The sequence below is a fragment of the Paraburkholderia sp. J94 genome (genome assembly GCF_905220285.1).
Classification (GTDB): domain Bacteria; phylum Pseudomonadota; class Gammaproteobacteria; order Burkholderiales; family Burkholderiaceae; genus Paraburkholderia; species Paraburkholderia tropica_A.
The window spans coordinates 121,368-142,897 of sequence record NZ_CAJMZH010000003.1 but is presented as its reverse complement, the minus strand read 5'-3'; the positions used below and the strand labels follow the sequence as shown (position 1 = coordinate 142,897).

The window sequence follows — 21,530 nt, the reverse complement described above, 5'->3', positions numbered from 1 at the left end:
GCGCAAGCATGATGCTTTTCTGTGGTTTTTGCACGACCGTGCCTGAAAGCCCGCATTTTTCATGGATTCGTCATACACCTTACTTAAGCTTTCGCGGCCCATTCGGTCTGCATCGGATGGGTACCAATAAAACCGATAACGACTCGACACAACAGAGGACTCCCATGGCTGTTTGCTTCAAGGGCAAATTCGGCGCGTTCTGCGCGACCGTCTTCGCCGCGCTATTCGTTGCGCTTTTCGTGAGCGCGTGTGGCTCGTCGGTGAATTCCAGCGTCGCGGGCACGACCCAGCAGATCCGCCACGTTTTCGTGATCACGCTCGAAAACGAGAACTACACGACGACGTTCAACGCGAGCACCAAGGCGCCGTATCTGGCGAATACGCTGACCTCGCAGGGCGCGCTCGTGCAGCAGTATTACGGCACGGGTCACGTCAGCCTCGACAACTACATTTCGATGATCAGCGGCCAGGCGCCGACGCTGCAGACCGACAACGACTGCACGACCTATGAGGACTTCAACCTCACGGGCATGACCTCGGACGGCCAGGCGATCGGCACGGGCTGCGTGTATCCCGCAAGCGTGAAGACGCTCGCCGACCAGCTCACGGCCGCGAACCTCACATGGAAGGGCTACGAAGGCGACATGGGCAACGACCCGGCGCGCGAAGCGGCCACCTGCGGTCACCCGACGCTGAACACGACCGACCTGACCAACACCCAGGAAGCGCCGAACGCGACCGTGCCGCTCGGTGATTCGTATGCCACGCGTCACAACCCGTTCATGTATTTCCACTCGATCATCGACTCGCCGGACTGCGAGAAGAACGTGGTGAACCTGGACAACCTGACGACCGACCTCAAGACGGTCGCGACCACGGCGAACTTCAACCTCATCACGCCGAGCACCTGTGACGACGGCCACGATTCGCCGTGCGCGAACGGCGCGACGGGCGGCCTCGTTTCGGCTGATGCGTTCCTGCAAAAGTGGGTGCCCATCATCATGGCGTCGCCGGCTTATCAACAGGACGGCCTGCTGATCATCAATTTCGACGAGAGCAGCTACGCGTCGGTGAGCATGCCGAGTTCGACCGAGGTGGACTTCACCTTCGCGGGCGACACCTGCTGTAGCCAGCAGGAAGGTCCGAACCTCGGCACGTTCCCGCAATCGGCGACGATGGGCACGGTGCCCGCCGCGTATCTGACTAAGCTCGGCATGACCGTGCCGTCGGGCGTGACCGGCAACATCGACCTCGTGCTCACGAAGACGAGCTACGGCGGCGACCGCACGGGCGCGGTGATGCTCTCGAAGTTCATCAAGCCGGGCACGGTGTCGACGGTGCAGTACAACCATTATTCGATGCTCAAGAGCATCGAGGACATGTTCGGTCTGAGCCACCTCGGCTATGCGGGGCAGTCGGGGCTGGTCGGTTTCGGCAAGGACATTTTCACGAGCCTCTAAGCCGATGACCGTTTTCCACGCACGTCAGGCGGCGCGTCGCGCCGTCGCGACTGCGCTGGCCGCCGGCGCTACCGCGCTGGCGGCTTTTGCTGCACCGGGTACCGGTGTAGCGCACGCGCAGTCTTCGCACTCCCAGTCTTCGCAATCGCAGCCCGCGCTCAGCGACGTTGCATCGCTCGGCAAGCTCATCTTCAACGATCCGTCGCTGTCCGCGTCGGGCCGCATGTCGTGCGCGAGCTGCCACAGTCCCGCGCATGCCTACGGTCCGCCCAATGGGCTCGCCGCGCAACTCGGCGGCAGCGACCTGCGCTCGCAGGGCTCGCGCGCCGTGCCCACGCTCGGCTACGTGCTCAATCGCACGCCGGTATGGACACACGTGCAGGCCGCGAGCGTGTTCGAGCGTCTGACCGATGCCGACAGCCCGCCCGCCGGCGGCTTCGCATGGGACGGCCGCTACAACACGCTGCACGATCAGGCGCTGTTCCCGCTGTTCAATCCGAACGAGATGGCGAATCGCGACACCGCGGACGTCGCGGCGAAACTCGAACGCGCGCCGTATGCCGCGCGTTTCAAACAACTGTTCGGCGAGACGATTTTCGTCTCGAAGGATGCGGCCGTGCATCAGGCGATGCAGGCGGTCGAGCGCTTCGAGCTTGAGGAGCCGGGCTTCCATTCGTACACGAGCAAGTTCGACGCGTATCTCGACGGCAAGGCCGAATTCACCGCGAGCGAAATGCGCGGCAAGAAGCTGTTCGACGATCCGAACGGCGGCAATTGCGCGTCGTGTCATATCGATCAGGTGGGCGCGAACGGCGCGCATCCGCTCTTTACCGATTTCCAGTTCGAAGCGCTCGGCGTGCCGCGCAATCCCGAACTGCGCGCGAACCGCGATCCGAAGTATTACGACAAAGGCCTGTGCGGTCCGGTGCGCACCGACGTGTCGAGCAACAAGAATTACTGCGGCCTCTTCAAGACGCCCACGCTGCGCAACGTCGCTACGCGCGGCGTGTTCTTTCACAACGGGCGCTTTCATACGCTGCGCGACGCGCTGCGCTTTTACGTGGAGCGCGATACGAATCCCGAGAAATGGTATCCGAAGGATCGCCAGGGCCATGTCGTGAAGTTCGACGATCTGCCCGTGGCCGAGCGTGTGAATGTCGATACCGTGGACGAGCCGCTGACGCGCAAGCCGGGCGGCAAGCCCGCGTGGAATGCGCGCGATATCGACGATGTGATCGCGTTCCTCAAGACGCTCGACGATGGCTATCTGCCGAGCAATCCGCCGACGGCAGGCGCGCGGTTCGTGAAGGTGAGCGCGCCGATCAAGCGGCAATAACGTTTGCGGGCGCGCGTGAAGACTCGCGGCGCGCGCATTGAAAAAATGCGCGCCGCGATTCAAACAAACTTCAATCTAACTTCATTCAGACGGCGGGCGCGATATAACCGAGCAGGGCGCTGGCGGCGGCCGCTTCGTCGCGCAGCGCGCGCCCGATCGGACCATCGGGCGCGGCGTCGAAACCGCCCGTCGCGCCGAGCGCCGTGAGCACCGCGCAGAGCTTGCCGGTGTGATCGAACAGCGGCGCGGACACCGCGCTGATCCCCTTGAGATTCGTATCCTTCACGCTCGCGCAGTGCGCGCGTTGCACGGCGCTGCGCAGCGTGCCGATGGGATCGCGCGCATCGAGTTGCGCGAGCAGATCGGCGTCGGCGTGCGCGAGTTCTTCCTGCGCCTGCGCGAGCACGCGCGAATCGTCGAGCAAGCCGAGAAAGACGCGTCCCGTCGACGACCATAGCAGCGACATCACCGAGCCCACGCGCACGTTCACCGTCACGGGCAGACCGGGTTCCTCGAAGCGGATGATCGTCGGCCCCTTGTTGCCCATCACCGCGACGAACGACGTGACTTCGAGCGATGCACGCAGCCGCACGAGCGCGGGCTCGACGATACGCACAGGATCGGCCTGACGCATCGCGGCCACGCCGATCATCATCGCTTCAGGCCCGAGCTGATATTGCTGCGTGGCGCTGTCCTGCGCGACCAGTCCTTCCTCGATCAGACTCACGAGATAGCGATGCACTTTCGCGGGACTCTCGTTCACGAACGCGGCGAGCCCCGAAAGACTCGCGCGGCCGCCAAGGCGCGCGAGGCCCTTGAGCACGGCCATGCCGGTTTGCGCGGACTGCACGCGCTGGCGGCGTTCGCGCGTGGCGGGCGCGGCGCTCGTTTCGCTCTCTACGTTCGTTTTTGAGGCGGACGAAGCGGGGGCGGCGCGCGATGCTTTGCGTCGCGCGGGAGCGCTCGCGGCGGAAACAGCGGGCGTGGACGTTGCGGTTTTTTTCATACGGCGATTCTAGTGTCAGGGCCGCTTCGCGCGAATGGCGACGTGGGCCGAGGTTAACCCCTATCTCGCAATTACGCAATGCGTACTAGAGTTACGCAAAACGCAATCAACATGATTCGACGCTTTCAGCAGGAGGCAGGACGATGAGCGAGACACCTTCACAAACGTCCGGGCGCTGCCCGTTTCCGCACGCGGCGCTGGCCGCACAATCCCCACAATCCACGCCGGACGCCGCGCGCTGTCCGATGCACGCGGTGAGCGCGAACGCCGCCGCATTCGACCCTTTCAGCGACGGCTATCAGCAGGACCCGCCCGACTACGTGCGCTGGGCGCGCGAGCAGGAGCCGGTGTTTTACAGCCCGCAACTGGGCTATTGGGTGGTCACGCGCTACGACGACATCAAGTCGATCTTTCGCGACAACCTCACGTTCTCGCCGTCGATCGCGCTCGAAAAAATCACGCCGACCGGACCGGAAGCGAATGCGGTGCTCGCGTCGTACGGCTATGCGATGAACCGCACGCTCGTGAACGAGGACGAGCCCGCGCACATGCCGCGCCGCCGTGCGCTGATGGAGCCGTTCACGCCCGGGCATCTCAAGCATCACGAGCCGATGGTGCGCCGTCTCACGCGCGAGTACGTCGATCGTTTCATCGACTCGGGCCGCGCCGATCTCGTCGATCAGATGTTGTGGGAAGTGCCGCTCACGGTGGCGCTGCATTTTCTCGGCGTGCCCGAAGAGGACATGGATCTGCTGCGCCAGTATTCGATCGCACACACGGTCAATACGTGGGGACGTCCGCGCCCTGACGAGCAGGTCGCCGTCGCGCACGCGGTGGGCAACTTCTGGCAGTTCGCGGGCAAGGTGCTTGAGAAGATGCGCCAGAATCCCGACGGCCCCGGCTGGATGCAGTACGGTATCCGCAAGCAACAGGAGCACCCGGACGTCGTCACCGATTCATATCTGCATTCGATGATGATGGCGGGCATCGTGGCCGCGCACGAAACCACCGCGAACGCCACGGCCAACGCGATGAAGCTGCTGTTGCAGCATCCGCATGCGTGGCGCGAGATCTGCGAGGACCCGAGCCTGATTCCGAACGCGGTGGAGGAGTGCCTGCGCCACAACGGTTCGGTGGCCGCATGGCGGCGGCTCGCGACGAAGGACGTGCGGATCGGCGGCATCGATATTCCGGCGGGCGCGAAGCTGTTGATCGTGACCTCGTCCGCGAATCACGACGAACGTCATTTCGCCGATGCCGATCTGTTCGATATCCGCCGCGACAATGCGAGCGATCACGTCACCTTCGGCTATGGTTCGCATCAGTGCATGGGCAAGAATCTCGCGCGCATGGAGATGCAGATCTTTCTGGAAGAGTTCACGCGACGCTTGCCGCATATGCGTCTCGCCGAGCAGTCATTTAGCTATGTGCCGAACACATCGTTTCGGGGTCCGGAACATGTGTGGGTCGAATGGGATCCGCGTGACAATCCCGAGCGCGCGAATCCGGCGCTGCTGGGCGCGCACGTGCCGGTGCGCATCGGCGAGCCGTCGGCGCATGCATTGAGCCGTCCCGTCGTGGTCGAACGCGTGGAGCGCGTGGCGGACGATATCGTGCGCCTGCGTCTGGTCGCGCCCGATGGCGGCGCGCTGCCGCGCTGGGCGGCGGGCGCGCATATCGACGTGGAATGCGGCGAAACCGGCGTCTCGCGCCAGTATTCGCTGTGCGGCGATCCGGCCGACGCGGGCGCGTTCGAGATCGCCGTGCTGCGCGAAGCCGCAAGCCGTGGCGGTTCCGCCTGGGTCCACGACACGCTGCGCGAGGGCATGCGCCTGAAGATTCGCGGTCCGCGCAATCACTTCCGGCTCGACGAGGAAGGACGGCGCGCGATCTTTATCGCGGGCGGCATCGGCATCACGCCGGTCAGTGCGATGGCGCGCCGCGCGCGCGAACTCGGCATCGACTATGAACTGCATTACAGCGGCCGCTCGCGCGCGGGCATGGCGCTCGTCGACGAACTGAAGTCGCTGCACGGCGACAGGCTGCATCTGCATGTCTCCGAGGAGGGCACGCGCAACGACTTCGGCGCGCTGCGCGTGGATGCGCACACGCGCGTCTATGCGTGCGGGCCGGCGCGCATGTTGGACGCGCTCGAAGCCGCGAGCGCGGCGTGGCCCGAAGACGCGCTGCGTGTCGAGCACTTCGCGGCAAGCGTGGGCAAGCTCGATCCGGCCAATGAACACGCCTTCGAAGTCGAACTCAAGGATTCGGGACTCGTGTTGCCCGTGGCCGCCGATCAGACCGTGCTGGACGCGCTGCGCCGCGCCAATATCGACGTGCAGAGCGACTGCGAGGAAGGACTGTGCGGCTCGTGCGAAGTGCGCGTGCTGGCGGGCGAGATTGATCACCGCGATGTCGTGCTCACGCGCGCCGAACGCGAGACGCAGACGCGCATGATGGCCTGCTGCTCGCGCGCGAAGGGGCAGCGTATCGTGCTCGAACTTTAGCCGCGCCCAGGATTGCCGCGCGAGCGAGACCGCATCAAGACTAAAAAGATATCGATTGGAGACAGCAGCATGAGCAAGACCGTGGAGGTGACGGGCGTCGTCGACGCGAGCCGGTTCGGCCCGTATCAGTTACTGGTGGTGGCGCTCTGCGCGCTGTGTCTCGTGATGGACGGCTTCGACGTCCAGTCGATGGGCTATGTCGCGCCGGTCGTGATCCGCGAATGGGGCATCGCCAAGGAAACGCTCGCCCCCGTGTTCGGCGCGGGTTTGTTCGGCATGCTGGTGGGTTCGCTCACGTTCAGCGCGCTTGCCGACAAGATTGGCCGTCGTCCCGTGCTGATCGGCGCGACGCTGTTTTTCTCGGTCTGCATGATCGCCACCGGCTTTGCACAGACGATTCCGCAGTTGATCGTGTGGCGCTTCCTGGCCGGACTCGGCCTCGGCTGCATCATGCCGAACGCGATGGCGCTCGCGGGTGAGTACAGCCCGCGCCGTATGCGCGTCACGCTGATGATGATCGTCTCGTGCGGCTTCACGCTCGGCGGCGTGGTGGGCGGCCTCATCACCGCCGCGCTGATTCCGGCCTTCGGATGGCGCGCGGTGTTCTTCGTGGGCGGCGCGATTCCGCTCGCGATGGGCGTGCTCATGTGGCTCGCGCTGCCCGAGTCGATCCAGTTCCTGCTGTTCCGCCAGAACCGCAACGCGCGCGGCGCGGCCCGCGTGCGCCAGCAACTGGCGCGCATCGCGCCCACGCTCGCACTGCCCGACGACACCGTGTTCACGAGCGCCGAAACACGCTCGCGCGGCCTGCCGTTCGTCGAGTTGTTCAAGGAGGGCCGCGCGCGCGTTACGGTGCTGCTCTGGATCGTGAACTTCGCGAATCTGCTCGATATGTATTTCCTCTCGAACTGGCTGCCGACCGTGATCCGCGACGCCGGTTACTCGACCCAGACCGCCGTGCTCGCGGGCACGGCGCTGTGGGGCGGCGGCGTGATCGGCACGCTGCTGCTCGGACGCATCATCGACGTGGCCGGTTTTACGCGCGTGCTGGCCAGCACCTTCCTGATCGCCATCGTGGCGACGGCGGCGATCGGCAATCCGGCGGTGATGGTCTCGGTGGTGGCGATGTTCGTGGCGATCTTCCTCACGGGCTTTTCGATCATCGGCGGCCAGCCCGCGCTCAACGCGCTGGCCGCGACCTACTATCCGACCTCGCTGCGTTCGACCGGCATCGGCTGGAGTCTCGGCGTGGGGCGCATCGGCTCGGTGGTCGGTCCGGTTCTGGGCGGTGCGCTGCTGCATCTGAACTGGTCGTCGTCGGCGCTGTTCGTGGCGGCGGCCGTGCCGGCCTGCGTTTCGCTGATCGGCATTGTGGCGATCCATCGCGCGAGCGGCAGCGAAGCCGGCGCGCGGAGCACGGCGGTGCACGCGGAATGAGGCGCCGCGTTGTACATCGGGTTCGTGCAGAGGATTCGCGCACGCAATTGATGCATCGCGATTAATCCTCACCCGATTAATCGCGCACGATCGAGACGTTTTTCGTCTCGATCGGACCCCGCCAGTGAACCTTCGCCCGCGCACGCATGCGGGTTTCTCCGCACCCACTCCGGGCGAATGCCGACTTCCGGCCAGACGAATGCCGGCTTCTTCGAAAACGAATTGTTGGCCACGCGCTGCTCCACCACACTGGTGCCTGTCGCGACGCGGTGCGAGATGACGCCGCGCGCAGAAAACAAGGCAAAAAGAGGAGGTGACGGTGGAGAGGCGAGCGGCGCGCAAGATCAGCGACATCGCACGGCACTGGGCGCAAACGACGCCCGCTGCCACGGCGATACGCGAAGAGGGCCGGGAAACCGGCTTCGGCCAGCTCTGGCACAACGTGGAGTCGGCCGAGCGTTTCCTGCGCGAGCAGGGCGTGGGCACCGGCGACCGCGTGATGGTGGTCGCCGAAAACTGTTCCGCCGTGATCGCGCTGCTGTTCGCGCTTTCGGAGATCGGCGCGTGGCCGGCCATCGTCAACGCGCGGCTGTCCGAGCGTGAAATCGAAACCATCCGCGCGCACTGCGGCCCGCGCCTCGTGCTGTTTACGCATGCCGCGTCGCCCGACGCGCTGCGTCACGGCGTGCGCTACCGCGCGAAGGAAATCGCGCCTGAAGGTCTCGGCCCGCTGATGATGGCCGACCCCGATCCCGCCGCCACGCGCGAGCCCGAAGCGCTCGCTCACGAAGTCGCGCTGCTGATCTACACCTCGGGCACGACCGGCCAGCCCAAGGGCGTGATGGCCACGCATCGCGGCTTGCTGCATTTCGCGCGCGTCTCGGCCACATCGCGCGACATGAGCCCCGCCGACTGCGCTTACGCGGTCATGCCGATGTCGCATATCTTCGGCCTCGCCACGCTGCTGCTCGCGACCTTCGAAGCGGGCGCGAGCCTGCATCTGGCCGCGCGCTTTTCCGCCGAGGAAGTGGTGCGCGCGCTCACGGCCGCCGAAATCTCCATCCTGCAAGGCGTGCCGACGATGTTCACGCGCATCGTCGCCTACGTGCGCGAGCATGGCGGCGCCGTGAACGCACCGCGTCAGCGTTATCTCTACACGGGCGGCGGTCCGCTCGATCCCACGCTCAAGCAGCAGGTCGAAACGCTGTTCGGCATGCCGCTGCATCACGGCTACGGCATGACCGAATATGCGGGCTCGCTGTTCATCACGCGCATGGACCGGCCGCGCAAGGATGTGTCGTCGGGGCAGATTGTCGAAGGCGCGGAACTGCGCGTGGTCGGTCCCGATGGCCGAGATGTCCCGCGCGGCGAAGCCGGCGAACTGTGGGTGCGCGGTCCCGGCGTGATGAAAGGCTACTACCGCGAACCGCGTCTGACCGAGGAAGCCATCGACGCCGAAGGCTGGCTCAAGACCGGCGACCTCGGTCGTCTCGAAGCCGACGGCGCGCTCTTTATCGTTGGCAGATCGAAGGATCTGATTATCCGCTCGGGCTTCAACGTCTATCCGATCGAAGTCGAGTCGGTGATCAACACTTACGACGCGGTGCGTTTGTGCGCCGTGGTGGGCCGCACCGACGCCGAGGGCAACGAAGAAGTGGTGGCCTTCGTCGAGCCGAAGGAAGGCGCGACGCTCGATATCGACGCGCTGCAACGCTATATCGGCGAGCGGCTTTCGCCCTACAAGCGGCCCGCGCAGATCGTGCCCATCGATATGATTCCCACCACGGCGAGCGGCAAGCTGCAAAAGCAGCCGCTGCGCGAACTCGCCGCGCGCCGGCGTTGAACGCACGCCCATCCCATTCAAGCACGCAAACTCAGGACCGACAATAATGATTCGCGACCAGGAAACGATGAACGTTCTGCTCGATAACGTCGCGCGCTTCGTGCGCGAGCGTCTCGTGCCGAACGAGGAACGCGTGGCGGAAACCGATGAAATTCCCGCCGACATCGTCAACGACATGAAGGAAATGGGCCTGTTCGGCCTGACGATTCCCGAAACCTACGGCGGCCTCGACCTGACGATGGAAGAGGAAGTGCTGGTGATGTTCGAACTCGGCAAGACTTCGCCCGCGTTCCGCTCGATCATCGGCACGACGGTGGGCATCGGCTCGCAGGGCATCGTGATCGACGGCACCGAAGAACAGAAGGCCACGTGGCTGCCGAAGCTGGCGACGGGCGAAGTGATCGCGAGTTTCGCGCTGACCGAGCCGGGTTCGGGTTCGGACGCGGCCTCGCTCAAGACGCGCGCCGAACGCCGCGGCGATCATTACGTGGTGAACGGCACCAAGCGCTTCATCACGAACGCGCCGCAAGCGGGCATGTTCACGCTGATGGCGCGCACCAATCCCGAGGAACCGCGCGCAGGCGGCATTACGGCTTTTATCGTCGATGCGAAAACGCCGGGCATCAGTTTCGGCCGCCGCGATCGCAAGATGGGCCAGAAGGGCGCGCATACCTGCGACGTGATTTTCGAAGACGTGAAAGTGCCCGCGCAAAATATCATCGGCGGGAAAGAGGGCGTGGGCTTCAAGACGGCGATGAAAGTGCTCGACAAGGGCCGCATTCATATTGCCGCGATCTGCGTGGCCGTGGCGCAGCGCATGCTCGACGACGCGCTGCGCTATGCCATGGAGCGCGAGCAGTTCGGTCAGGCGATCGGCGAATTCCAGCTCGTGCAGGCCATGCTCGCCGATAGTCAGGCCGAACTTTACGCCGCGCGCTGCATGGTGCTCGACGCCGCGCGCCGCCGCGACGAAGGCAAGAATGTGAGCACCGAAGCCGCGTGCGCGAAACTGTTCGCTTCGGAAATGTGCGGGCGCGTGGCGGATCGCGCGGTGCAGATTTTTGGCGGCGCGGGTTATATGGCGGAATACGGCATCGAGCGTTTCTATCGCGACGTGCGTCTGTTCCGCATTTACGAAGGCACGAGCCAGATTCAGCAGATCGTTATCGCGCGCAATATGATGCGTGAGGCGGGCGGTCGGTGAATTGAAGTGATTTGAAATAGAAAACGGCGGCGCCATTCAAATGCGCCGCCGTTTTTTTTTCTAAAACGAAGCGCGTTATTCGAGCCGGCCAATGCCATCCGCGACCAGCAGATCGACGAGCTTGCGCGCGAACAGCGGCAGCGCGTCGCGATCGTTCACGCAGATTTGCAGCTTGCGCACGGCCCATTCGTCGGTGAGCGGCACGATCTTGAGCGCCATGGTTTGCGCATGGCGGCGCGCGCTGCCTTCGGGCAACACGCCAATGCCGATATTCGCCTCGATCATGCGGCACGCCGCTTCGAAATTCCCCACCTGAATACGCCAGCGAATCGTGCGCTGCAAATCTGATGAGGCGCGTTTCAGAAACGCAAAGATCGCGCTTTCGTCGGGCGGCCCGACGAAATCGTAATCGAGCGTGTTGGCAAATGCCGTTTCACTGGCCTGCGCAAGCGGATGCGAAAGCGCGGTCACGAGCACGAGACGATCGCGCCGATAAGGCATGACCTGCAAACCTTCGGTGCGAATCTCGCCCGCCACGATGCCGATATCGATGGTGCCGTCCTGCACCGCACGCACGATATCCGGGCTCAGGCGCTCGTGAATATCCACATACACATCGGGATGATTGATCAGATAGGTGCGCAATACGGCGGGCAGGAATTCGCTCATCGCCGTGGTATTGGCGAAAACGCGCACGTGGCCTTTCACGCCCTGCGAATATTCCTGTAGATCACCGCTCAATTGTTCGAGTTGCTTGAGCACGCGGCGCGCGTGTGCGAGCAGCGTTTCGCCGGGCGCGGTGAGCGTCACGCCCTGGCTCGTGCGCGACAGCAGCTTGACGCCAACCTGTTCCTCGAGATTCTTGATGCGCGTGCTCGCCGCCGGCAGCGACAGGTGCGCGCGTTCCGCGCCGCGCGTGAGGCTGCTGGCCTCCGCGACGTGCGTAAAGAGCTTCAGGTCGACTAGATCGAAATGCATTGCTCCGCCTGGATGGTGACAGTGCGCGCGTCGATTCGTAGTACGCGTGCCCATGCGCGGGGCATCGGCGCGCATCGACGCACACTGACCATTATTGCGCCGCATTGCAACATGCGCCATTAGCGAAATCACGGGTTAATCGTGGACGAAATGGGCATTCGGCATATCCAAATTGTGCGTGCGCGCGCGTTGCGTCAAGCTGCAAAACACACTGTGCGCGGCCGGTTACGCCCAAAGCGCGCATTCAATGGCGATCATTCGAATAACGCCCCGTGCAAGGCGGGCTGGAGGAAGACAAAAGATGACGACGCAACGGATGCTGGACGGCAAGGTGGTGGTGGTGACGGGCTCGGGCGGCGGCATCGGCCGCGATATCGCGCTCGCGATGGCGCGTCAGGGCGCGAAGGTCGTGATCAACGACGTGGGCGCGTCGCTGGCGGGTGAGGGCCATAACGACGGCCCCGCGCAGGCCGTGGTCAACGAGATCCAGGCGTTCGACGGCCAGGCGACCGCGAACACGGATAGCGTCGCCGACCCGCAAGGCGCGGCGCGCATCGTGCAGAACGCGCTCGACGTGTTCGGCCGTATCGACTGCGTGGTCAATAACGCGGGCATTCTGCGCGACCGCTTCTTCCACAAGATGAGCGAAGAGGAATTCGACGCCGTCGTGAAAGTGCATCTGTACGGCTCGTATTACGTGTCGCGCGCGGCCGCCGATCATTTCAAGGAACAGCGCAGCGGTGCGTTCGTGCATATGACGTCGACCTCGGGGCTGATCGGCAATCTCGCGCAGGCCAATTACAGCGCAGCGAAATTGGGTATTGCGGGCCTGTCGAAATCGATCGCGCTCGATTTGCAGAAGTTCGGCGTGCGTTCGAACTGCATCGCGCCGTTCGCGTGGAGCCGCATGATCAATTCGATCAAGATCGATTCGGCCGAACAGGAAGCGCGCGTCGAAAAGATCAAGCAGATGACGCCCGCGAAGATCGCGCCGCTCGCCGTGTTTCTCGCGAGCGAGGAGGCCGCCGACGTCACGGGCCAGATCTTCGCGGTACGCAACAACGAAATTTTCCTGATGAGCCAGCCGCGTCCGGTGCGCTCGGTGCATCGCGGCGAAGGCTGGACGCCGCAGAGCATCGCCGAACATGCGATGCCCGCGCTGCGCCAATCGTTCCATACGCTCGACGTGTCCGCCGACGTATTCAGCTGGGACCCGATCTGATGTCGCGCGCGGCGCGCGTGATCGACGCGGACCAGCTCGATCTCGCGCAGTACGTGCGCCCCGGCGATACGGTGGCGTGGGGGCAGTGCGGTGCGGAGCCGCTTGCGCTCACGACGCGGCTGATGGCGCAGCGTCACGCCATTGCCAGGCGCACGGAATCGGGCGGACGTTTTCGCGTGTTCGTCGGCGCGACGTGGTCCGACGTGCTCGATCCCGCGTGCGCGGACGTGGTCGATTTTCTGAGCTACGGCGGCGCGGCTGCGAATCGTGCGCTCGAACGCGCGGGCGTGCTCGACATTCTGCCGGTTCACTATTCGCAGTTTCGCGAGACGCTCACGCGCGGGCCGAATCGCGTCGATGTCCTATTGCTTCAAGTCGCGCCCGCGGATGAAGCGGGTCGCTACAGCCTCTCGGTCGCGCACGAATATCTGGTGCCGCTGATCGACAGCGCGCGCGTGGTGATCGCCGAAGTCAATGCGGCTGCGCCGTGGACGCACGGCGAGCGCGTGCTGCTCTCGCACGACTTCGACGCACTGATCCACACCGAGCGGATGCCGTTCGAAGCGCCGCTCGCGCTCGCAGGCGAGGTGGAAGCGCGCATCGCCGCGCACGTCGCTGCATTGGTCGAAGATGGATCGACGTTGCAACTCGGCCTCGGTGCGCTGCCCGAAACGATTGCCGCGCGCCTGCGCGACCGTCGCAATCTGGGCGTGCATACGGGGGCATTCGGCGACGCGCTCGCCGATCTGATGGAAGCGGGCGTGGTGACGAACGCACGCAAGACACGCGACGCGGGCGTGAGCATCGCAGGCACGCTGATGGGCACGCGTCGCACTTATCGCTACGCGCATCGGAATGCGAAGGTGCAGTTTCGCTCGACGGCCTATACGCACGATATCGACGTGCTCGGCAGCATCGACCGTTTCGTGGCGATCAATTCGGCGCTCGAAGTCGATCTGACCGGCCAGGTGAACGCGGAGGTCGCGGCGGGCCGCTATGTGGGCGCGGTCGGCGGCGCGCTCGATTTCATGCGCGGCGCGGCGCGTTCGCGCGGCGGCATGGCGATCGTCGCGCTCGCCTCGAGCACGCGCCATGGCAGCCGCATCGTCGCGCGGCTCAACGGTCCAGTGAGCACGCCGCGCAGCGACGCCGCGATCATCGTCACGGAGCACGGCGTGGCCGATCTGCGTGGACTCACGCTCGCGCAGCGCGTCGCACGCATGCTGGAGATTGCGCCGCCCGAGCATCGCGAGGCGCTGGCCGCCGCGCACCACGCGCAGCGCGAGGCTATCGCGGCCTGAGACCCGAACAAAGAAAGATGAACGTCGGTAACCGAAATTAATAACAAGGATTCCGAAATGAGACGAGCAGCAATCGTAGCGCCCGTGCGCACGCCGGTCGGCACCTTCGGCGGCAGTCTGCGCCCCGTGAGCGTGGAGGCGCTGGCCGCCACCGTGCTGCGCGAGACCATCGCGCGCAGCGGCATCGACGCCGCGCGTATCGAGGATGTGGTGTTCGCCCAGTCGTACGCGAACAGCGAGACGCCGTGCATTGGTCGCTGGGCCGCGCTCGAAGCAGGCTTGCCCGTGGAAGTGCCGGGCATGCAGCTCGACCGCCGTTGCGGCGGCGGCCTGCAAGCGGTCGTGACTGCCGCGATGATGGTGCAAAGCGGCGCCGCCGACGTCGTGGTGGCGGGCGGTGTGGAGAGCATGAGCAACATCGAGTACTACACCACCGATATGCGCTGGGGCGCGCGCGCCGGATCGGTGCGCATGCACGACCGGCTCGAACGCGGCCGCGAGCGCTCGCAGCCCGAGGCGCGCTTCGGCTACATCTCGGGGATGATCGAGACGGCGGAGAACCTCGCGAAGCAATACGGCATCACGCGCGAGGAAGCCGACGCTTATGCGGTGCGCAGCCATCAACGCGCGGCGGCCGCATGGGAGTCGGGGCGCTTCGCGGAAGAGGTCGTGACGGTGTCGGTGCCGCAACGCAAGGGCGATCCTCTTCAGTTCGCGCGCGACGAAGGCGTGCGCGCCAACGCGAGCGAGGCCTCGCTCGCGAAGCTCAAGCCGCTCATCAAAGGGGGCACGGTGACGGCCGGCAACGCGAGCCAGCAGAACGATGCCGCCGCCGCGTGCCTGATCGTTGCTGAAGACCAGCTCGACAAGCTCGGTCTCACGCCGCTCGGTTATCTGACCGGCTGGGCCGCATCGGGTTGCGAGCCGGCGACGATGGGCATCGGTCCGGTGCCGGCCGTCAAGAAGCTGCTGCAAAAGACCGGCCTCACGTTCGATCATCTCGATCTCGTCGAACTGAACGAAGCATTCGCGTGCCAGGTGCTCGCCGTGCTCAAGGGTTGGGGCTGGCACGACGAGTCGCGTCTGAATGTGAACGGCTCGGGCATTTCGCTCGGTCATCCGATCGGCGCGACCGGCGTGCGCATGCTCACCACGCTGCTCTACGAATTGCAGCGCCGCAAGGGCCGCTATGGGCTCGAAACGATGTGCGTGGGCGGCGGGCAAGGGATCGCGGCTATCTTCGAGCGCGCGGTCTGACGCAGACGGGCGCGGCCCGATCACAAGGAGGAGACAACCATGCTGGACCGGCTCAATGCGCAGCTCGAACGTCTGCACGCGCATCCGTTCTACGCGGGGCGTTTGCCGCGCAAGGTCGCGAACGCCGCTGAATTCGCCGAGCGTGTGCCGCTGATGTCGCGCGCGCAACTCGTCGCCGAAATGGCGAAGCCTGGCTATGGCGCGTTCGCGCCTGCGCCGTCCACGCCGCCCGTGCGCGTGCATTTGACGCCGATGGGCGCGTCGCTCGTGCCGATCCTGCACAGCGCCGCCGATCTGCGCACGATCGAAGCGGCCTGCGGCCAGCATCTCGATGCGTGCGGGATCGGTCCCGGCGATGTCTGCATGGTCACGTTCGGCTATCACCTGTTCGTCGCGGGACTGTTCTATCAAAGTCAGATGGAGGCGCGCGGCGTCGCGTGCATTCCGCACGGCCCGGGTGAAACCGAGCGCGCCGTACAGGTCGCGCGCCAATGCGGCGTGACGGTGCTCGCAGGCAACCCGTCGCACGTGCTGAAACTGATCGAAGCGGGTTGCCCGATTCCGCGCGTGTTCTTCGCGGGCGGCGAGGCGTTCAGCGGCAACGCGGAGTTGTATGCGCGCGTGCGCGCGGCGATGCCCGATACGCTGCTGATCGACAGTTATTCGTTGTCCGAATGTTTGCCCGTCGCGCGAACGTTCCCGAGCGATGGCGACAGGAAAGGCGTGCATGTATTCGACGAACTGCTTTACGCCGAAGTGATCGACCCCGATAGCGGCGCGGTGCTGCCAGACGGCGAGCGCGGCGAACTCGTCCTCACGCATCTGAAGAAGGAGTTGCAGCCACTCGTGCGTTATCGCACCGGCGATCTGACCGTGCTCGAACGCACGCCGCCCGTGCACGGCCGCACCGTTTCGTTGCCGCGCGTCGTGTTCGGCCGCGTCGATTCGATGGTGAAGGTCAAGGGCGTGAAGGTCTATCCGTCCGAACTGAAAACGGTGCTGCTCGGCGTGCCGGGCGCAACGGGCGCGTATCGCCTCGTGCTGAGCCGCAAGGCGCACGGCGGCGACCATCTCACGCTGCTCGTGGAAGGCGCGCCCAACGATCTGCAAGCCGTCGCCGAGCGCTTCAAGCGCCAGACGCTTATCCATGCCGACGCGATCGAAGTCGTCGAGAAGCTCGACGGCCCCGCGCTCGTCGAAGACAACAGGAGAGAGACAGCATGAACGCAAAGACAGCCACGTCGCCGTGGCGCTACGTGGTGGGCGGCCATAGTTACGCCGACTTCTCGACCTCGATATCGCCCGCCGTCGAACGCGCGGTGGCCGAGCGGCGCGCGCCGCCCACGGTGCTGCTGAACGTGTTCAACAGCGACAGCATCACGGTGGGCGTGAACGAAGATCCGAACCAGGTGCTCGATCTGCCGTTCTGCCGCGAGAACAACGTGCTGGTGCGTCGGCGCGTGAGCAGCGGCGGCGCGATTTACGCGGGTAGCGGCTCGGCGTTTCTCGCGCTCTATCTGCCGGTCGATTTGCCCGGCGTGCCCGCGACGGCGGCGCAGGCGTTTCCCACGGTGCTCGGTCATGTGGCCGAGGCGCTGCGCGAAGTGTTTGGTCTCGCCGCCGCGTACCGACCGCTCAACGATGTGGAAATCGACGGACGCAAGCTTGTCGCGACGTCGCTGAAAATCGAGAGCGGCGTGCTGACGTTCCGCATTCTGCTGAACGTGAAGGCAATCGACACGGCCATCGCCGCGCGCGCGATGCCGATGGCGCCCGAAAAAGTGAAGGACAAGAAGCACAAGGATCTCGGCTCGCGCTACACGTATCTGGAGCAGGAGTTGGGCCGGGCGGTGAGCGAGGCGGAATTGCGCGCGTGGGTGGAGGCGTGCGTGCGGCGCATCTTCGGCGATATCGCGCTCGAATCCGGCGATCTGAACGCCGACGAACGCACTTACGCGCAGCAATACGAAAGCGAACTGATCGATGAGGCGTGGTTCCATCAGAAAAGCGAAGCCACGCGCTACGGTCCGCACGCGCGCGAAGGCGATCGTGTCGTGCGCGGACGTGAGAAAGCACCGGCGGGTTTGATCTGGCTGAGTCTGCTGGTGCGCGGCGGTGTGGTGCAGCGCGCGATCGTGAACGGCGACTGGCATCCGCGTCCTTTGCGCTCGGTCGATTGGCTCGAAGACGGCTTCGCGGGGCTCGCCGCCACGCGCGATGCATGTGGTCAGCATATCGAATCATTTCTCGCACGCGAGGACGTGGAATTCGCGGGCGTCGAACCCGTGCATCTGCTGACGGCGCTCGACAAGGCGCTGGCCGAGTTGGCCAGGTCGGCCGAGTCGGCAAATCACCGCGCGCAAGCCGGTTCGGCGGGAGCCGCAGCATGAGCGATCACCTGGAAAACACGACGCTGCGGTTCACGCAAGACGACGGCGTGGCGACGCTCTCGTTCAATCGTCCTGAAGCGAAGAACGCGCTGAACACCGAGATGCGCAACGCGCTGCATGACGCCGTGGTGCGCATTCGCGCGGACCGCTCGATACGCGCAGTGGTGCTGCGCGGCGAGGGCGGCGACTTCTGCTCGGGCGGCGACGTGCGCGGCATGAACGTGACGAGCGCGCAAGCGGGCCGCGAGCGCATCGACGATCTGCATGGCTGGGTCAGCATGCTGATCGATCTCGACCGTCCGGTGATCGCTGCGGTCGATGGCGTCTGCTATGGCGCGGGCTTCAGTCTCGCGCTGGCCGCCGACTTCGTGATCGCGAGCGAACGCGCGCGCTTTTGCATGCCGTTCATGAAAGTAGGCCTCGTGCCCGATTGCGGCGCGTTCTACACGCTGCCGCGCGTGGTCGGACTCGCGCGCGCGAAAGACCTTGTGTTCACGGCGCGCGAGATGCGAGCGGCCGAAGCGAAGGAAGCGGGCGCGGTGCTCGAAGTCGTCGCGGCGGAGCAGTTGCACGCGCGGGCCGCGCAGATTGCGGCGTGTCTCGCGAATGCGTCGCCGGTCGCGTTCGGGCTCGCGAAGCGCGCGCTCAATCAATCGCTCGGCAGCGACTTGCGCGCGATGCTCGAAATCGAAGCCGCCGCGCAAGGCATCGCGTTCACCACCGAGTTTCATCGCGAGGCCGTGAGGCGTTTTCGCGAGAAGGAAACGCCGCTTTTTCAGTGGCCGGCCAGCACGTAAGCAAACACCAGCAAACGCTCGCTTTTGCCCAATCACTTCACGCCATTCACGTTAATCGCACCGTCATGACGATCGACTATCACACGCTGCGCAACTGGCCGTTCCAGGACGTCGAGCAGACTTACACCGCGCGCGACGCGATGTTCTACAGCCTCGCGGTGGGCTACGGCGCGAATCCTGTCGATGCCGACGATCTCGCGTTCGTCTACGAAAAGGAACTGCGCGTGCCGCCCACGTTCGCCGTCGTACTCGGCTTTCCTGGCTTCTGGGCGCGCGATCCGAAAAGCGGCATCGACTGGGTGCGGCTGCTGCACGGCGAGCAGGGCATCGAGATTCACCGGCCGCTGCCGCGTGAAGCCACGGTGATCGGACGCTCGCGTATCACGCGCGTGGTCGACAAGGGCGAGGGCAAGGGCGCGCTGCTCGAAATCGAACGCAGCCTCACCGACAAGGCCACGGGCGAGCGCTACGCCACGCTGCGCCAACTCACGTTCTGCCGTGGCGACGGCGGCTTCAGCGCGCAGGGCGGTCCGAGCGACGAAGCGCCGCCCGCGCCGCCCGCCGTGCCCGATCGCGAAGCCGATTATGTTTGCGAACTGCCGACGCGTCCCGAAACCGCGCTGCTCTATCGACTCTGCGGCGACGACAATGCCTTGCACGCTGATCCACACGTCGCGCACGCGGCCGGCTTCGAACGGCCGATCCTGCATGGCCTCGCGACCTGGGCCGTGGCGGCGCACGCCGTGCTCAGGACGCTGTGCGCGAGCGATCCCGCGCGCCTCGTGCGCTTTCACGCGCGCTTCACGGCGCCGGTCTATCCGGGCGAAACGATTCGCACCGAAATCTGGCGCGACGGCAACGCGGTCAGCTTCCGCGCGCGCGTCGTCGAGCGCAATATCATCGTGTTGAACAACGGCACGGCGACGCTGCGCTGACGTTCGCGCCACGCCTCGTTCGTCCACCTCCATTTGAATTCCAAGGAACCGCAGTCATGGCCCGTCAACCCAAACCGCTGGTGCGCTCCGATATTGCGTACAGCACGCCCGATCGCATCGTCGTACGCGGCAAGAGCCTGCCCGATGAAGTGCTCGGCCATATGAATCTCGGCGATTTCGCGTTTCTGCAACTGACCGGCAAGGCCGCCACGCCGCAGCAATCGGCGATGTTCAACGCCATCGTTATCACGCTCGTCGAGCACGGCATGACGCCGAGCGCGATCGCGGCGCGCATGACCTATGCGGGCGCGCCCGAGTCGCTACAGGCCGCCGTGGCCGCGGGGCTCTGCGGGCTCGGCTCGGTGTTCGTCGGCAGCATGGAGGGCGCATGTCGTATGTTGTCCGAAGTATTGCCCTATGGCACGCAATGCGATGATCTCGACAAGCTCGCCGTCGAGACCGTGGCCGCGTGGCGCGCGCGCGGCACGCCGATTCCCGGTCTCGGTCATCCGCTGCACAAGCCTATCGATCCGCGCACGCCGCGCCTGTTCGAACTCGCGGCGCAAAACGGTTTGTCGGGCGACTACGTGAAGCTCATGCAGTTGATCGGCAAGGAAGCGGAGCGCGTGTCCGGCAAGGCGCTGCCGATCAACGCGACGGGCGCAATCGGCGCGATCTGCTGCGAGTTCGGTTTCCCGTGGCGCATTGTGCGCGGCTTCGGTGTGATGGCGCGCGCGATTGGTCTCGTCGGTCATTTGCTCGAAGAGGGCGAGCGGCCCATGTCGTTCGAGTTGTGGCAGCGCGTGGAAGATGAAGCCTCGGCGCATTTGCGCGGCGAGGTGTGATGAACGATGCGCGGACGGTGAAATAACGAAAGCCGGCTGCAAGCGTTAAGCAACGCGGAAGGGCCGATTCGGCAAAGCCAACTTCGCGAAACGGCGCGCGCGCGGCATAGTAGCCGCATTGCCGCTGCCGCAGGGAGGAACACCGTGTCCGATTTATCCACGCCACCGCTCGACGCGTGGCTCGACAAGACCGAAACGCTCAGCGACGATATCACGTCGTTTCCGTTGCGCGCGCTTGCCGCCACGCTCGATCGCGAGCCGCCCGGCGAGTGCGTGCCGCCGCTCTGGCACTGGCTCTATTTCCTGCCGGTCGCGCCGCTCGCGCAAGTGGGCGCGGACGGCCATCCGCAGCGCGGTGGTTTTCTGCCGCCGGTCGCGCTGCCGCGCCGCATGTGGGCGGGCGGTCGCCTCACGTTTCACGCGCCGCTGCGTGCGGGGCAACGCGCGCAACGCACGTCGACGATTGCGAACATCGAGGACAAAACCGGCCGCAGCGGCCGCCTCGTGTTCGTCACGGTGCAGCATCGTTATGAAGCGGCGGACGAACTCTGTATCGAGGAGGAGCACGACATCGTCTATCGCGACGCGCCGCAACCGGGCGCGAGCGCACCGAAGCCCGTGCCTGCGCCAACGGGCGAAACGTGGTCGCGCACGCTGAGCGCCGATGCCGTGATGCTGTTCCGCTATTCGGCGCTGACCTTCAACGGTCATCGCATTCACTACGATTTTCCGTATGTGACGCAGGAAGAGGGCTATCCGGGGCTGATCGTGCACGGTCCGCTGATCGCCACGCTGCTGCTCGATCTCGTGCATCGCGAGCGGCCCGACGCGACTGTCGCGACCTTCGCGTTTCGCGCGGTACGTCCCACGTTTGCGGGCAATACGTTCACGCTGTGCGGCCAGCCCGCGGCGGACGGCCGCTCGGTCGAACTCTGGGCCAAAGACCACGACGGCTATCTGACGATGCAGGCCACGGCCACTTTCGCCTGATCGCCGCTATTCACTCACGCAA

At 65.2% G+C, this 21,530-nt stretch carries 17 protein-coding genes; 15 read left to right on the top strand and 2 right to left on the bottom strand.

Going from position 1 to position 21,530, the window contains the following annotated elements:
• Positions 1–164: 164 nt before the first annotated feature.
• Positions 165–1,460: an alkaline phosphatase family protein gene (locus U4Y88_RS06850; protein ID WP_224012429.1), complete on the top strand. Its 1,296-nt coding sequence runs from the start codon at positions 165–167 to the stop codon at positions 1,458–1,460.
• 4 nt (positions 1,461–1,464) lie between these two features.
• Entirely contained in the window at positions 1,465–2,796 is a 1,332-nt protein-coding gene (locus U4Y88_RS06845; protein WP_321783113.1) for a cytochrome-c peroxidase, read from the top strand.
• A gap of 85 nt (positions 2,797–2,881) precedes the next feature.
• On the opposite strand, the gene U4Y88_RS06840 is transcribed toward U4Y88_RS06845, so the two are convergent.
• Positions 2,882–3,802, bottom strand: a complete 921-nt coding sequence (locus U4Y88_RS06840; RefSeq protein WP_321783111.1) for an IclR family transcriptional regulator — start codon at positions 3,800–3,802, stop codon at positions 2,882–2,884.
• Positions 3,803–3,945: 143 nt separating this feature from the next.
• Between U4Y88_RS06840 and U4Y88_RS06835 the strand changes: the two genes are divergently transcribed.
• The 4 genes from U4Y88_RS06835 (at position 3,946) to U4Y88_RS06820 (ending at position 10,793) form a co-directional block, all read left to right on the top strand.
• Positions 3,946–6,309: a cytochrome P450/oxidoreductase gene (locus U4Y88_RS06835; RefSeq protein WP_321783109.1), complete on the top strand. Its 2,364-nt coding sequence runs from the start codon at positions 3,946–3,948 to the stop codon at positions 6,307–6,309.
• Positions 6,310–6,378: 69 nt separating this feature from the next.
• On the top strand, positions 6,379–7,746 hold the full coding sequence (locus U4Y88_RS06830; RefSeq protein ID WP_321783107.1) for an MFS transporter: 1,368 nt from the start codon (positions 6,379–6,381) through the stop codon (positions 7,744–7,746).
• 313 nt (positions 7,747–8,059) lie between these two features.
• Positions 8,060–9,589, top strand: a complete 1,530-nt coding sequence (locus tag U4Y88_RS06825) for a class I adenylate-forming enzyme family protein (protein WP_321783105.1) — start codon at positions 8,060–8,062, stop codon at positions 9,587–9,589.
• A gap of 46 nt (positions 9,590–9,635) precedes the next feature.
• Positions 9,636–10,793, top strand: coding sequence for an acyl-CoA dehydrogenase family protein (locus U4Y88_RS06820; RefSeq protein WP_321783102.1), 1,158 nt, complete (start codon positions 9,636–9,638; stop codon positions 10,791–10,793).
• Positions 10,794–10,868: 75 nt separating this feature from the next.
• Here the strand turns inward: U4Y88_RS06820 and U4Y88_RS06815 are convergent, their stop codons facing one another.
• Positions 10,869–11,771 carry a LysR substrate-binding domain-containing protein gene (locus tag U4Y88_RS06815; protein WP_224012436.1) on the bottom strand — a complete coding sequence of 301 codons (903 nt, stop codon included), beginning with the start codon at positions 11,769–11,771 and terminating at the stop codon, positions 10,869–10,871.
• A 316-nt stretch (positions 11,772–12,087) separates the two neighbouring features.
• Here U4Y88_RS06815 and U4Y88_RS06810 point away from each other — a divergent pair, with 316 nt between their 5' ends.
• From U4Y88_RS06810 to U4Y88_RS06770, 9 genes are all read left to right on the top strand, one after another.
• A complete protein-coding gene (locus tag U4Y88_RS06810) occupies positions 12,088–12,993 on the top strand; it encodes an SDR family NAD(P)-dependent oxidoreductase (RefSeq protein ID WP_321783406.1) in 906 nt (301 codons plus the stop codon).
• Entirely contained in the window at positions 12,993–14,294 is a 1,302-nt protein-coding gene (locus tag U4Y88_RS06805) for an acetyl-CoA hydrolase/transferase family protein (protein ID WP_321783100.1), read from the top strand. The genes U4Y88_RS06810 and U4Y88_RS06805 overlap by 1 nt, the downstream gene beginning before the upstream one ends.
• Positions 14,295–14,351: 57 nt before the next feature.
• The gene (locus U4Y88_RS06800) at positions 14,352–15,551 is read left to right on the top strand and encodes an acetyl-CoA C-acetyltransferase (protein WP_321783098.1); all 1,200 of its coding nucleotides are present in this window, start codon (positions 14,352–14,354) and stop codon (positions 15,549–15,551) included.
• Between the two features lie 39 nt (positions 15,552–15,590).
• A complete protein-coding gene (locus U4Y88_RS06795) occupies positions 15,591–16,775 on the top strand; it encodes a phenylacetate--CoA ligase family protein (protein WP_321783096.1) in 1,185 nt (394 codons plus the stop codon).
• On the top strand, positions 16,772–17,941 hold the full coding sequence (locus U4Y88_RS06790) for a lipoyl protein ligase domain-containing protein (RefSeq protein ID WP_321783094.1): 1,170 nt from the start codon (positions 16,772–16,774) through the stop codon (positions 17,939–17,941). Before U4Y88_RS06795 ends, U4Y88_RS06790 begins: the two co-directional genes overlap by 4 nt.
• On the top strand, positions 17,938–18,738 hold the full coding sequence (locus U4Y88_RS06785; protein ID WP_321783092.1) for an enoyl-CoA hydratase/isomerase family protein: 801 nt from the start codon (positions 17,938–17,940) through the stop codon (positions 18,736–18,738). The genes U4Y88_RS06790 and U4Y88_RS06785 overlap by 4 nt, the downstream gene beginning before the upstream one ends.
• 65 nt (positions 18,739–18,803) lie before the next feature.
• Positions 18,804–19,673 (top strand): MaoC/PaaZ C-terminal domain-containing protein, encoded by an 870-nt coding sequence (locus U4Y88_RS06780; protein ID WP_321783090.1) that lies wholly within the window; start codon positions 18,804–18,806, stop codon positions 19,671–19,673.
• A gap of 56 nt (positions 19,674–19,729) precedes the next feature.
• Entirely contained in the window at positions 19,730–20,518 is a 789-nt protein-coding gene (locus U4Y88_RS06775; protein ID WP_224012443.1) for a citryl-CoA lyase, read from the top strand.
• A 144-nt stretch (positions 20,519–20,662) separates the two neighbouring features.
• Positions 20,663–21,508 (top strand): FAS1-like dehydratase domain-containing protein, encoded by an 846-nt coding sequence (locus tag U4Y88_RS06770; protein WP_321783088.1) that lies wholly within the window; start codon positions 20,663–20,665, stop codon positions 21,506–21,508.
• The last annotated feature ends 22 nt before the right edge of the window (positions 21,509–21,530 follow it).